The organism is uncultured Sulfitobacter sp. (assembly GCF_947502895.1).
Taxonomy (GTDB): domain Bacteria; phylum Pseudomonadota; class Alphaproteobacteria; order Rhodobacterales; family Rhodobacteraceae; genus Sulfitobacter.
On the sequence record NZ_CANNBM010000007.1, the window covers coordinates 1 to 14,367 of the forward strand.

General features: G+C 59.6%; 9 protein-coding genes. 4 read left to right on the forward strand and 5 right to left on the reverse strand.

Going from position 1 to position 14,367, the window contains the following annotated elements; all coding sequences use genetic code 11:
- Positions 1 to 273: 273 nt before the first annotated feature.
- The 3 genes from Q0903_RS18100 (at position 274) to Q0903_RS18110 (ending at position 4,784) form a co-directional block, all read left to right on the forward strand.
- Positions 274 to 1,440: a nucleotide sugar dehydrogenase gene (locus Q0903_RS18100; protein ID WP_299031849.1), complete on the forward strand. Its 1,167-nt coding sequence runs from the start codon at positions 274 to 276 to the stop codon at positions 1,438 to 1,440.
- 32 nt (positions 1,441 to 1,472) lie between these two features.
- Positions 1,473 to 2,465, forward strand: a complete 993-nt coding sequence (gene galE, locus Q0903_RS18105) for a UDP-glucose 4-epimerase GalE (protein ID WP_299417617.1) — start codon at positions 1,473 to 1,475, stop codon at positions 2,463 to 2,465.
- Between the two features lie 372 nt (positions 2,466 to 2,837).
- Positions 2,838 to 4,784 (forward strand): hypothetical protein, encoded by a 1,947-nt coding sequence (locus Q0903_RS18110; RefSeq protein WP_299417619.1) that lies wholly within the window; start codon positions 2,838 to 2,840, stop codon positions 4,782 to 4,784.
- On the opposite strand, the gene rfbA is transcribed toward Q0903_RS18110, so the two are convergent.
- The 5 genes from rfbA to Q0903_RS18135 all read right to left on the reverse strand — a co-directional run bounded on the left by rfbA (position 4,785) and on the right by Q0903_RS18135 (position 9,851).
- Positions 4,785 to 5,651: a glucose-1-phosphate thymidylyltransferase RfbA gene (gene rfbA / locus Q0903_RS18115; RefSeq protein WP_299417621.1), complete on the reverse strand. Its 867-nt coding sequence runs from the start codon at positions 5,649 to 5,651 to the stop codon at positions 4,785 to 4,787.
- Positions 5,648 to 6,505, reverse strand: a complete 858-nt coding sequence (gene rfbD, locus Q0903_RS18120; protein ID WP_299417623.1) for a dTDP-4-dehydrorhamnose reductase — start codon at positions 6,503 to 6,505, stop codon at positions 5,648 to 5,650. Before rfbD ends, rfbA begins: the two co-directional genes overlap by 4 nt.
- Positions 6,502 to 7,539, reverse strand: a complete 1,038-nt coding sequence (rfbB, locus tag Q0903_RS18125; protein ID WP_299417625.1) for a dTDP-glucose 4,6-dehydratase — start codon at positions 7,537 to 7,539, stop codon at positions 6,502 to 6,504. The genes rfbD and rfbB overlap by 4 nt, the downstream gene beginning before the upstream one ends.
- Complete coding sequence (gene rfbC, locus Q0903_RS18130; protein WP_299417692.1) at positions 7,536 to 8,096, reverse strand: dTDP-4-dehydrorhamnose 3,5-epimerase; 561 nt, start codon at positions 8,094 to 8,096, stop codon at positions 7,536 to 7,538. Before rfbC ends, rfbB begins: the two co-directional genes overlap by 4 nt.
- Before the next feature lie 132 nt (positions 8,097 to 8,228).
- Positions 8,229 to 9,851 (reverse strand): alpha-D-glucose phosphate-specific phosphoglucomutase, encoded by a 1,623-nt coding sequence (locus tag Q0903_RS18135; protein WP_299417627.1) that lies wholly within the window; start codon positions 9,849 to 9,851, stop codon positions 8,229 to 8,231.
- A 289-nt stretch (positions 9,852 to 10,140) separates the two neighbouring features.
- On the opposite strand from Q0903_RS18135, the gene Q0903_RS18140 reads away from it, so the two are divergent.
- Complete coding sequence (locus Q0903_RS18140) at positions 10,141 to 14,286, forward strand: DUF4214 domain-containing protein (protein WP_299417629.1); 4,146 nt, start codon at positions 10,141 to 10,143, stop codon at positions 14,284 to 14,286.
- The last annotated feature ends 81 nt before the right edge of the window (positions 14,287 to 14,367 follow it).

A 14,367-nucleotide genomic window follows, 5' to 3' on the forward strand; every position in this document is an offset into this window, starting at 1 on the left:
AATAAAAAACCGGTGCCTGCGATCCGCCGGGCGCCAGTGGTCCGAAAGGTCATTGGTTCAAGACAGGTCTGCGCGCCTGTGTCTAATTATTTATATAATCATTGTTATGTAATTTAATGATCTTTCAACCTTGCCGTAGCACCCCTGTCTGTTTGCTACAAACTTGGCTATTCGGTCACGGTGTCGAGGTAATTGCAGCACTACGATTGCCAGCCTTTCCCAAATGCGCAACATCTCGTGGCGAGCAGAAAAGGAAGACAGGCAATGTCCGATCTGAAAATAGCTGTAGCCGGTATCGGCTATGTAGGGCTGTCGAGTGCTGTGCTGCTGGCCCAGCACAACCACGTCATCGCCCTTGATACCGATGCCGCACGCGTCGAAATGCTGGGCGCGCGCAAAAGCCCCATCAACGATCCCGAGATCGAACACTATCTGGCGCATGTACCATTGAACCTGCACACCACCACCGATCCCGCCACAGCCTATGCGCAGGCCGACTATGTGCTGGTGGCAACCCCTACCAACTACGACCCAAAGACAGATTTCTTTGATACCTCCTCGGTCGAGCAGGTGGTCGGCGATGTCTTGCGGCTGAACCCCACTGCCACCATCGTCATCAAATCCACCGTACCCGTCGGCTTTACCGCCGAACTGTCCCAGCGGCTGGGCACCGACCGCGTGATTTTCAGCCCCGAGTTCCTGCGCGAGGGCCGCGCGCTTTATGACAATCTGCACCCCAGCCGCATCATCGTCGGCGCACAGACCCCACAGGCCGAGCAGTTCACCGACCTGCTGCGCGAAGGGGCAATTGCCACGGATATCCCCGTACTGATGACCCACAGCTCGGAGGCCGAAGCGATCAAGCTGTTCTCCAACACCTATCTTGCGATGCGTGTGGCCTATTTCAACGAGCTGGACAGCTATGCCATGCAATTCGGTCTCGACAGCCGCGAGATCATCGAAGGTGTCAGCCTCGATCCGCGCATCGGCGGGCATTACAACAACCCGTCCTTCGGCTATGGCGGCTATTGTCTGCCCAAGGACACCAAGCAGTTGTTGGCCAACTATGGCTCGGTGCCGCAAAACCTGATGCAGGCGATTGTCGATGCCAACCGCACGCGCAAGGATTTCATCGCCGACCAGATCCTTGCCCTGAACCCCAAATGCGTCGGCATCCACCGTTTGGTGATGAAGCTGGGCTCGGACAACTTCCGCCAAAGCTCCATTCAGGGGATTATGAAACGGCTGAAGGCCAAGGGCATCGAAGTGGTTGTCTATGAGCCGCAGATGGCAGAGGCTACCTATTACGGATCAGACGTGCTGCATGATCTGGACGCCATGAAGGCGCGCGCAGACGTGATTGTGGCCAACCGCATGTCTGCCGATCTGGAGGATGTGGCCGAGCGTGTCTTTACCCGCGATCTGTTCGAAGCCGACTAGCCCTGCCCCCTGCACGTAAATAGGACCCCCATATGACCCTCTCCAAAAACATACTCGTCATCGGTGGCGCAGGTTATATCGGGTCGCATACGGTGCTGGCCCTGCGCAATGCCGGCTATACTACTGTGGTCTACGACAACTTCTCCAGCGGGCACCGCGATGCCTGCTTTGGCGATCATCTGGTCGAGGGCGATCTGGCGGATACAGCGCGCCTCACCGATACGCTACGCGCCCATGATATCGGATGTGTCGTACATTTCGCGGCTTTGATCGAAGCGGGCCAGTCGGTCGTCACGCCCCTGCCCTTTTTCGAGAATAACGTTGCAGGCACGCTATCGCTGCTGACGGCCATGAATGCCGCTGGTGTGCCCCGCCTCGTCTTTTCCTCTACCGCCGCCGTCTATGGCAACAACACCGATGCCCCCCTGCTGCACGAGGCGCTGCCCTCCGCCCCCGTCAACCCTTATGGTCACAGCAAAGCCATGGTCGAGACGGTGCTGGAAACCTGCGTGGCCGCCCATGGGCTACAAGCCATCGCCTTGCGCTATTTCAACGCCTCGGGCGCCGACCCCGAGGGCCGCACGGGCGAGCGTCACTCCCCCGAAACGCATCTCATTCCGCTGGTGATCGAAGCCGCGCGCGGGGTGCGCGACAGCATCAAAATATACGGCACCGATTATCCCACCCCCGATGGCACCTGCATCCGCGACTATATCCATGTCTGCGATCTGGCCTCGGGCCATGTGGCCGCTGTCGCGCATCTGCTGGCACGTGATACCGCTGGCCTGACCCCGATCAATCTGGGCACAGGCGCCGGCCAAAGCGTGCGGCAGGTCATCGAGGCTGTGGCCCGCATCTCGGGCCGCCAGTTCAGCGTCATCGAGGATACACGCCGCGCAGGCGACCCCGCCACACTGGTCGCCGATGCCAGCCGCGCACGCACGCTGCTGGGCTGGCAAGCCACCCACAGCGATCTGGACAGCATCGTGGCGGACGCATGGGCCTATGCGGAAAAGACATTCTAGCCTGCACGCAGCCTTTCATTCACAACACTTCGGACACCTGCGAGCCCCGCGCAGGGTATCGATATATAACATATCTACCCATGTTATGAATCCACAGCCTGTGTAAGACCGCGACACGGCGCAATAAATTCTTGTGAAAAAACCAAATATGCAAGGAACAAAGCGGTCCCGTCCATAAAATAAAACACCCTTCATTTACAAAAGTCTCCAAACATTATCTGCCTCCTGCTTGCGCGTGTTTCCTCCGATCTGTGCACACGGGTCGGAAACGTGGAAAAATGGTCGATAACAGTCTGAAATGGTTATATACCTTTCTTGTTCATGCGTTGATACAACGCTAAAATAGCACAACACGAAAGGGGCGCAGCTATCATGGACATCTACGCAGGCAACACCAGCACCACGGGCCGCATCACCCTCGGTGACACCCTCACCAGCGAGATAGAGAGCCTGAACGACACCGACTGGTTCGCCGTCGATCTGGTGGCGGGCAACCGCTACAACTTTACCATGACCACCCAGAGCCTGTCTGATCTGGGCACGATGCAACATTTCGCCATCGAGGGGCTCATCACCCCCAATGGCGGCTTTATCCAAGGGGGCCAAGCGCCCGATCCCGCCTCGCAAGAGATCTCGGTTGATTACACCATCAACGAAAGCGGGCAATATTTCGTTGCCCTGCGCGGCGCGCCCGATTTTATCCGCATCCCACAGGCCAACAAAGTCGGCGGCTACGCGCTGAGCGTGGCAGAGATCGTCGATACCGATGATCACGGCAGTTCGACCAGCACAGCTACACAGCTGACCTTGGGTCAGACGCAAGCAGGCAACATCACGGACATCAACGACCGCGACTGGTTCGAGGTCACGCTGGCGGCCGGCGATATCTTTGATCTCGACATCACCCAAACACAGATAGACCCCCAGATCGGCAGCTCTCTATACGGGTTGGAAGTTTATTACCTCGACGAAGTCACAGGCAATATGACCCTTCAGTCAAACGAGGGTTTCCCCGATTACGTGGCCCAGCAATCAGGGCGCTATTTCATCAACATAGGCGCCTATGACGACATCAACTACAGTGTTGAAATGACAACTCTCTGGCGTCTGGACGCGGATCAAATCGCAACCTATCAGGCCACGGCATTCCCTCAAACGCTCCTGTCGTCCAACGCCCCCGCCGCCTATGCCAATTTTAACACGCACTTCTTTGTCACCCTGCCCGCCACCGATCAGATCATCGTCCACGACAGCGACCGTGCCACGCTCATCGGTGGCGGTGGGCGCGATGTGATCTTTGGCAGTAAGAGCGCGGATGTGCTGATCGGCGAGACCGAGATGAGCGCAAGCCAGATCACGGCCAGCTTTCGGGTCAACATCCTCTATAAGCTGCTCTTGGGCCGCGAGATAGACGCCACAGCCAGCGTGCAACTGGAGGCCGAGCTGGCGGAGGGCGTTTTCTCTCCCACCGACTTCACCATGGACTGGGCCAACCGCATCATGGGCAGCGTCGAGTATCAGGCCCTGCACGGCACTCTGGACATACGCGACACCGACGACGGAACCACCTTTATCGAAGGTCTTTATGCGCAGCTGCGCGGCACCGCCCCCAGCCCCCAAGACGTAGACACTTGGCTATATTTCACACAGTACAACCCCAACGCCGCCCTGATCGCAAATCGTTTTGCAGGCTCGTACGAAGCGCATAACCGCTTTGGTCTCGAATATCTGCCAGACATCCTGACCCCCGATGCCGATATCATGGTAGACACCGGCCTGCTCTTTGATGCCTACCGGTTGTTGCTGAACCGCACCCCCGACGCCACCGGCCTGTCAGGGTGGAGCATGGATTTGCGCAACGGCGACAGCATCGAAACCGTGGTCGAGAAAATCCTGTCGTCCTACGAGTATTTCATCACCCACAAACAGGCCATCGTGGATAACCCCACCCCGATAGAGGATCAGGTCGCCTGGGCCATGTCGAGCCTGCAAGCCCCTGATGACGAAACCCTGACCGACTGGATGCGCGAAAACGCTGCCGATGATGTGCTGATCGCGAAAGGCGGCAATGACCTGCTGGTCGGTGGCATTCTGTCCGATACCTTTGTCTTCGAGACGAACGGCGGCTTTAACCGCGTGCTCGACTTCGAGAGCTGGGACACGATTGATCTGCGCGCCTTTGACTTCGACAGCACAGACGACGCGCTTGCCGCCTTCCGGCCACAGGACGGCAAGGCTGTGTTCAACGAGGCGGGCACTGTGATCGTCCTCTACGGCACCGAGCCTGACATGCTGACGCAAGACAACTTTCTGATCTGACTACTTCAGCAGCCCCAGCAGATATTGCCCATAGCTGTTCTTGGCAAAGCTCTGCGCGCGCGCGCGCAGGGTTTCCGGGGTGATCCAGCCACGCGAAAAGGCGATCTCTTCGGGGCTGCCCACCTGCAATCCCTGACGCTCGGACAGGGTGCGCACGAAATTTCCCGCATCCAGCAGGCTTCCGTGGGTGCCGGTATCAAGCCAGGCAAACCCGCGCCCCATCTGCTGCACGCTCAATTGCCCATCGGCCAGATACATCTCCAGCAGCGATGTGATTTCCAGCTCGCCACGCGGGCTGGCCTGAACCTTGCGCGCCCGCGCAGGCGCCGTGCCGTCGAGGAAATAAAGCCCTGTCACCGCAAAGGGCGAGGGGGCGACCTGAGGTTTCTCCACAATGGCGCGCACATTGCCGTCCGCGTCGAAATCCACCACGCCGTAGCGTTCGGGATCCACCACGCGGTAGCCGAACACCGTGCCGCCCTGTGCTGTGTCCGCTGCTGCCAACCGTTCGGGCAGGCCGTGGCCGAAAAAGATATTGTCGCCCAGCACCATGGCAGAAGGGCTGCCATCCAGAAACTCCTCGGCCAGAATATAGGCCTGCGCCAGACCATCGGGCGAGGGTTGTTCGATATAGGTAAATTCAACACCCCACTGGCTGCCATCGCCCAAGGTGCGCTGGAACTGCTCGGCATCCTGCGGCGTGGTGATGACGGCAATCTCGCGGATGCCCGCCAGCATCAGCACCGACAGCGGATAATAGATCATCGGTTTGTCATAGATCGGCAGCAGCTGTTTGGAGATGCCGATGGTGATGGGATAAAGCCGCGTCCCAGAGCCACCTGCCAGAATGATGCCTTTGCGGTTCATGTGGAAAGCTCCTTGATCACTTCTGTAAGGTCGGCGTGCCAATCGGGGGCTGCAATACCGAAATCACGCAGCAGGCTGGTGCCGTCCATACGCGAATTGGCAGGGCGTGCGGCGGGTGTAGGATAGTCACTGGCGGGGATGTCGGTGACGGTGACAGTATCGCCCGACAGATCAAAAACCGCACGTGCAAAATCCGCCCAGCTGACAGGCGGTGTGCCTGCAAAATGGTGAATGCCCGAAGCCGCGCGTGCGACATCACCCTGCCCCAGCTTATCCGCAATCGCCACACAAGCCGCAGCGATGCTGGCCGCAGAGGTGGGTCCACCCACCTGATCGCCCACAACAGTCAGCGCATCGCGGCTCTGCCCCAGCCGCAGCATGGTTTTTACAAAGTTATTGCCATGCGCGGAAAACACCCAGGAGGTGCGCAAAATCACATGAGCGCCCCCAGCGGCGATCACACCCGCCTCGCCCGCCAGCTTCGAGCGGCCATAGGCGTTGATCGGGGCGACAGCATCTTCGGGCATCCAGGCCCGCGTGCCTTGCCCGTCAAACACATAATCGGTCGAGATATGGACCAGCGGAATGTCCAGCCGCGCGCAAGCACGCGCCATGGCGGCGGGGGCCGCGCCGTTGATGGTTGTGGCCAGCGCCTCTTCTTCCTCTGCGCGGTCCACAGCCGTGTAGGCTGCTGCATTGATCACCGCGCGGGGGCCATGGGCGGTGATGGCCTGCGCGCAGGCATCAGGATCATCCAGATCAGCCGCGCTGCGGCCCAGACAGGTGGCATCAGGCACCAGCCGCTGTAGCTCTTGGGCCACCTGCCCTGTTTTGCCAAAGACCAGAATGCTCATGCGGTGCCCAGCCTTTTGCCCACGCCGTCACGGCTTTGCAGCGCACGCCACCAGTTCTCGTTGTCGAGATACCAGCGCACGGTACGCTCCAGCCCCTGACGCACGGTGACAGAGGGCTCCCAGCCCAGCTCATCGCGGATGCGGGTGGCATCAATAGCATAGCGTGCATCATGGCCCGGACGGTCGGCGACGAAACTGATCAGATCGGCGTAGGAGTGCGCGGCGGGACGCTGCACATCCAGTATCCCGCACAGCAGGCGTACCAGTTCCAGATTGCTCAGCTCGTTGTTGCCGCCGATGTTATAGCTACGGCCCACGGCACCGTTCTCCAGCACGCACAGCAATGCCTCGGCGTGGTCCTCTACAAAGAGCCAGTCGCGCACGTTAGAGCCTGTGCCATAGATCGGGATCGCCTCACCCGCCAGCGCCTTGAGGATCACCACAGGGATCAGCTTTTCGGGGAAATGATAGGGGCCGTAGTTGTTGGAGCAATTGCTCAGCACCACGGGCAATCCGTATGTCTCGTGCCACGCGCGCACCAGATGGTCGCTGGCCGCTTTGGACGCCGAATAGGGAGAGTTGGGCGCATAGGGCGTGGTTTCCGTGAACAAGCCTGTCTCGCCCAAAGTCCCGAAGACCTCGTCGGTCGAGATATGGTGAAACCGGAACGCCTCCGGCTTGCCGGCTGTCGCCCAATAGCTGCGCGCGGCCTCCAGCATGTTGTAGGTGCCGGTCACGTTTGTGTCGATAAAATCACCGGGCGCGTCGATGGAACGGTCGACGTGGCTCTCGGCGGCAAGGTGCATCACGGCGTCGGGCTGGTGTGCTGCAAAGATACGCGCAAGGGCTGCCGGATCGCGGATATCGGCGTGCTCGAAGGTATAGAGCGGGCTGTCTGCGACCGATGCCACATTATCCAGACAGGCGGCATATGTCAGCGCATCGAGGTTGATCACATGGTGCCCAGCGTCCACCGCACGGCGCACCACCGCCGAGCCGATGAACCCCGCCCCCCCTGTTACCAACAGCTTCATGGTGTGGCCCAGTCAAAGGGTGATGTGACGTCGGCCAGTTTGGGCGCTGCTGCGTCCTTGGCAGACAGCACAGGTGCGCCTACACCCCAGTCGATTGCCAGATCAGGATCATCCCACGCCACAGCACCATCACATTCAGGCGCATAATAGTCGGTGCATTTATAGATGATCTCGGTATCGGGCGCGCGCGTTACAAACCCGTGCAAAAACCCTGCGGGGATCAACAGCTGGCGGCCATTCTCGGGCGTCAGATCCACCCCGATCCACTGGCCGTAAGTGGGCAAGCCTGCACGGAAGTCCACCGCCACATCCCACAGCGCGCCGCGCCCGCAACGCACCAGTTTGGCCTGTGCATGGGGGGGCGATTGATAATGCAGCCCGCGCAATGTGCCGACCTGCGCCGAGAGCGAATGGTTGTCTTGCACAAAATTAAAATCCAGCCCCGCATCCGCCATGCGCGCGCGGTTCCAGCTTTCGCTGAAAAACCCGCGCGCATCACCGTGCCGCTGGGGTGTGAGGATCAATACACCCTCAAGCGCTGTCTGTTCGATCTGCATCATGCGGCTCCCGTCGGTTTATGTATTTGGCTCTGTGCCACAGTCACGCGCGGGACGTAACCAAAGACAAGGGCCAGATTATGGCGTGGGGGCGCTGCGTGCAAACCTGCCGCATGGCCGCCACGCAGGATCTCAGGTGGTGACATCGGGCGTGGTACGCCCCAAGTGTTTCTGGAAATCACACAAGGCCAGCACCGCCACGCGCAAAGGCGCCAATACCTGTGCTGCCTCGGCACTGCCCGCCGCATCCGGTGGCCGGTATTGTTCGAGATAGAGCCGCACAGTGGCCCCTTGGGTGCCCGTACCCGACAGACGCAGAACCGCGCGACTGCCCCCTTCAAACCAGATGCGCCAGCCCTGATTGGCACTCTGCGCGCCATCGACGGGATCTGTATAGGCAAACACATCTGCCGCCGTAATCTGCATCCCCTCCACGCGCGTACCTGCCAGTGTGGGAATGCGCGCCCCCAGATCGGCCAGCATGGCATGGGCCGCCTCGCTTGGCACTTCTTCGAAATCCAGCCGTGCATAGTGATCGCGGCCAAAACGCGCCCAGTGGTCTGCCATCAGCTCTGCTACAGACAGCTTGCGCACAGCCAGAATATTGAGCCACAGCAGCACCGCCCATAGCCCGTCTTTTTCACGCACATGGTCCGATCCAGTACCGGCACTTTCCTCGCCGCAGATGGTCACACGGCCTGCATCCAGCAAGCTGCCGAAAAACTTCCAGCCTGTAGGCGTCTCGAACATATCGACCCCCAGTGCTTTGGCCACGCGGTCGGCGGCAGCGGATGTGGGCATGGAGCGGGCGATGCCAGCGATGCCTCCCGCATAGGCAGGGGCCAGATGGGCGCCTGCCGCCAACACGGCCAGACTGTCCGACGGCGTGACATAAGCCCCGCGCCCCACGATCATATTACGGTCCCCGTCCCCGTCCGAGGCAGCCCCGAAATCAGGCGCGTCGGGGGCGGTCATCCGCGCCATCAGCTCATGCGCCCAGACGGGGTTGGGGTCTGGATGGCCGCCGCCGAAATCCTCCAGCGGGGTGCCGTTGATCACCGTGCCTGCCCGCGCGCCCAAACGCTGCTCTAGGATCGCGTGCGCATAGGGGCCGGTGACCGCATGCATCGCGTCAAAGCACATCGTAAACCCGCCCGCGAACAAAGCGGCAATAGCGTCAAAATCAAACAGGCTTTCCATCAGGGCAGCATAATCGGCCACCGGATCAACCACGGTGATCTGCATCTGCCCGCGTGTTGTGGTGCCGATTGTGTCCAGATCAACATCCGCGCCGTCCGCCTTGTAATAGCGGGTGAGGCCTGCGCTGGTCGCCGCCATCTCTTGCGTCACCGCCTCGGGGGCGGGACCACCATTGGCACCGTTGTACTTCAGCCCGAAATCCGCCTCGATCCCACCGGGGTTGTGGCTGGCCGACAGGATAAACCCGCCGTCCGCCCCACGGCTGCGGATCAGATGCGAGGCCGCCGGCGTAGAGAGCAAGCCACCGCGCCCTATGATGACTTCTGCCGCACCATTGGCCTGCGCCATGGCAATGATGCTCTGGATAGCCTGCGCGTTGAAAAACCGTCCGTCACCGCCCAGCACAAACCGCTTGCCCGCACCGCCGCCGATGGCATCAAAGATCGATTGCGTAAAATTCTCCAGAAAATGCGGCGCCATAAATATCCGCGTTTTCTTGCGCAGCCCCGAAGTGCCGGGGGTCTGGCCAGCGATAGGTGTGGTGGCATGTTCCATGACGGGTTTCCTGTTAGTCAGCACAAAAGCTTGTAGCGGTTTATGGCCCAAAACAAACCCAAGCTCGTCCCAAGACAAGACCCGCAGACATTCTGCCCTAATTACAGCCAAACCTGACCCTTATTGGACACAGTATGGAAACAATTGGCATTTGAACCAAATGTTACTTTGATCGCCAGCTTATCGTCACCAAAACAACATAAATACCGATGAAAAAGCGGTTCACGACAGAACATACAGGCCCACCCCATCTATACAGCCCACCCCGAGCAGAGGATCCCCGCACGCAATGGATATTTTTGAAGAATTCACCGACACACTGGCCGTCACCAGCTTTGATCCCAACGAGAGCCGTGCAACAGCCACGCCGATCACCAACGGCCAATACGAAATTCAGGGCAACGCGATGGACTGGTACCGCTTTGATCTGAGCGCGGGCGAGATGTCTTCCTTTACCATGAACCAGCAAGGCGAAGCACGTGATCTGTCCATGGTGCTGTTTGACGAACTGGGGCGCGCGCGCGCCGCGGATGCACAGGCCAACGGGACTGAAAGCTTTGATTTTCTGGCGGGTGAAGACGGCACTTACTATCTGCGCATTACCCCTGCCCAATATGCCTCTGCCAACGCCCCCGAGCCGCCCGCAGATTTGCAGATGACCTATACACTGGATGCCAACCTGCCCGATCCAAGCGTCACCGATGGCAATGACGTGCGCGCCAATGCCCGCGATCTGGATGCCGGCAGCTATAGCATCGAAGGCTCGGCGGTAGACTGGTTCCGCGTGACCAGCATGTCGGGCGAGATGACAGTCAATCTGCGCGCCGATGCCGATGCAATGCCACAGGACCTTAACGTGGTTATCTATAACGCGGCCGGAAACGCCGTTGCCGCAGGTCAGGGGCCGACAGGCGTTGAGAACGTCGTCTATACCATGCCCACCGACGGCGAATATTTCATCAAGGTTTTCTGGGCCGGCGCACCCAATGCCACCTCCGGCGGGATCAAACTGGATTACACGCTCGATATTACGTTGCCCCAAGCAGACGTACGGCAGGCCGACGACACCCCCGAAGGGGCAGCGACACTGGCGCAGGGCACGACCACCTTCAATGGCTCCAATGTCGACTGGCACAGACTGGAAAGTCTGTCAGGACAGGTCACGCTTGAACTGCGCAGTGGCCCCGAGGTTCCCGGTAAATTCGACGATCTGGACATGGTCCTTTATGCCGAAAACGGCACCACCGTGTTTGAGGCCAGTATTGCTCCCGGTACGGGCGTTGAAAACATCTCTTATGTACTGCCCGAAGACGGCGTCTATTTCCTCAAGGTTTTTGCCCATGGCTTTCCTGACGGCGCGCCCAATGGCAGCCGCCTGAGCTATCAGCTCAACGTTGATCTGCCAGAAGCCCAGGTGCGCGGTGCAGATGATCCCGGCGAGACACGCGAAACGGCCACACTGCTGACTTCAGGCACGCAGCAGGTGCGCGGCTCGGGGCAGGACTGGTTCCAGATCGTCACAGGCCCCGGTGAATTGAACTTTGCCATGACCTCTACAGGCGGGCAGGACGCCACATCGGTCTCCGAGCTGAACATGGTTCTCTATGATGCCAATGGCGAACAGGTGCAGGCCAACAATACCAATGGCGGCACCGAGCGGATCACATGGCTGGTGAACGAGACAGGCACCTATTACCTGCGCGTCTTTGCCCCCGCCTATAGCAACGAGACGACCCCCAACGGGGTGGCGATGAACTATACGTTGACGGCTGATTTGCCGCAAAACACATGGTCGCAGCAACTTGATTTCGGCCCTGTACGCTTCGCCTCGGTCTCGGCCTATGACATCGACAACGATGGCCGCGACGAGATTTTTGTAGGCACGTCGAAATCGCTTGATGCAGAAGGCAACGAATTGCGCCCTGCCGGGCTCATCGTTCTTGAAGATGACGGCACCGTAAAATGGGAAAAAACCTTTGCCGCCATTGACGGTCCGGACAGCCGCACCGGTAAAACATACAACACCACCTCCGTCTCCACCCAGCCGATATTTTCGGATCTCGACGGGGATGGCCGGATCGACATCATTGTGGGTGTGGGCGGTGACAACGCTGTGGAATTCGACGCTCCCGGCCAGCCCGGTGACAAGGGCGGCGTCTACGCCCTGAGCGTGGCCGAGGACGGAGCAAGCCTCGAAGAGATGTGGTTCTTCCAGACCAAGGATATTTTTGGCACAGCGCTCGAAAAGGCCGAGGATGGGCCGGACGGCCGCTCCGAAGGGGTTTACGGCACGCCGCGCATCTTTGACATTGATGCCGATGGCAAGCGCGAGGTGATGTTCACCTCATGGGATCACCGCTTTTATGCGGTCGATGGCGCCACCGGTGCGCTGGAACTGGAATTCAACCTGCATGATACAACCTCGACCTCACCAGGGATTGCGGATCTCGACGGGGACGGGCTTTACGAGTTGGTCCTTCCTGCGGACATCACCGATAATGAGGCTGCCGGCATCAACACACAGGGCGGCATCCTGCACGTTCTGTCGAACTATGCACAGGCCAACATCGACGGTTGGACGGATCAGGTGCAAAACTCCACCTCTGCCGAATTCCGCGGCAAATTCTCCGAGCAGCCCCTGTGGTCAAGCCCCAAGATCGCCGATATCGACCGCGACGGCAGTCTCGAAATCATTCTGGGCACATCGAACTTCTTTCAGGACGAGCGTGGCCAGCACATCAAGGTCTGGAACGCGGACGGCACGCTGCAATACACGCTGGAAACCAACGGCCAGACGCTTGCCGCACCGGTGCTGGCAGATCTCGACGGCAACGGCACACTGGAAATCATCGCCACCACCATCAAGGGTTCCGTCTATGCCTGGAGCGCGAATGGTCAGCTGATTTTCGAAGCCGAGCCTGCGATCTTCAAAGACGGCCCCCTGACGGGTACCGCGCGCGAACTGCCGATCGCCCGCCAGCCGGTGATTGTCGATATCGACAATGCCGACAACGATCTGGAAATCCTGATCAGCATGGGGTCGCAGACTGTCGTCCTCGACAGCGACGGCACACAGCTTTCCTCGCTCACACGGCCCGATCAGGTGTTCAACACTTATGCCGGTGCGCCGGTGGTCAAGGACATCGACGGCGACGGGCGGCTCGATATCATTTCGGGCGGCACCACACAGGCACAGGATCAGGCCGTCATTTACCGCTGGGAGAATTTCGCGGGCGATGTGGTCGCCGACACCTACCGCACGGCGGAATATCAAAACAGCCAGTCGCTGCATGACGTCCGCGAATTTGTGGAGCGGTTCTATCAGACAATCCTTGGCCGGTCCTCGGATGCAGTGGGGGGCAATTACTGGGTTGATAACCTCGCGACGGGTGTCCTGGCGGGTGAGAACATCGCCAACGGTTTCATCAACAGCCGCGAATTCCAGAACCGCAACACCACTGACGCCGAATACGTCAACACCCTCTATTCGGCCTTTTTCAACCGCGCCGCGGATGAGGGCGGCTTTAACGCCTGGATACAACAACTGGCAGACGGGGCCGATCGTAGCACCGTTCTGGATGGCTTCACCGGCAGCCGCGAATTTGCCAACCTCTCCGAGAGCTTTGGCATCCGCCCCGAAGCGGCCTTCGGGGCGGCCTCGGGTGCCGCGACCATCACAGGCGATGCCACTGATGCCGACATCCTGCGCGGCACGGCCGCCAATCAGAACCTCACCGATGAAGGCACCGTGCTGGACCCCGACAGCCGCGACCATATCGAGCGGACAGGCCAGATCTACCGCATGTATGGTGCAGCCTTTGACCGCGCCCCCAATGCCGATGGCTATGAGGGCTGGTTCAATGCGATGAACGCGGGCACCCACGACATCGAGCGTGTCGCCAGCGGCTTTGTGAACAGCGTTGAATTCCAGCGCACCTATGGTGCTCTGGAGGATGTAGAATTCATTGAATTGCTGTATCAGAACGTGCTGGGCCGTGCCTCGGACGCGGGCGGCCGCCAAGGCTGGAGCGATTTTCTGGAGAATGGCGGCACCCGTGAGCAGGTGATCGTCGGCTTCTCGGATTCCGGTGAATTCCGCCGCAACACCCAAGACGGGCTGGATGCCTTCATGCGCAAGGCCCGGATCGAATGGAACGACGTGATTGAAGGCGGTGCCGGCAATGACCAGATGAACGGTGGCATCGGGTCGGACACATTCGTATTCCGTGCAGGTCAGGGCGGCAGTGATACCATCCACGGGTTTGAGCCTTGGGACCAGTTGCAGCTTTCCGGCTTTGGCTTCGACGCGCAGTCTGATGCGATTGCCCGCATGACCCAGCAGGGTACGGATGTGGTGTTCAACCATGCAGGCCAGCGCATTGTGTTTGAGGATTTCACTTTGGCCGAGATGAACCGCGTGCGCTTTAACATCTAGACGCGCACCATAGAGTACATAAAAAACGCCCCCTGACTGTAACGGTCAGGGGGCATTTTTATATCAGGCTCTGGTTCCCGC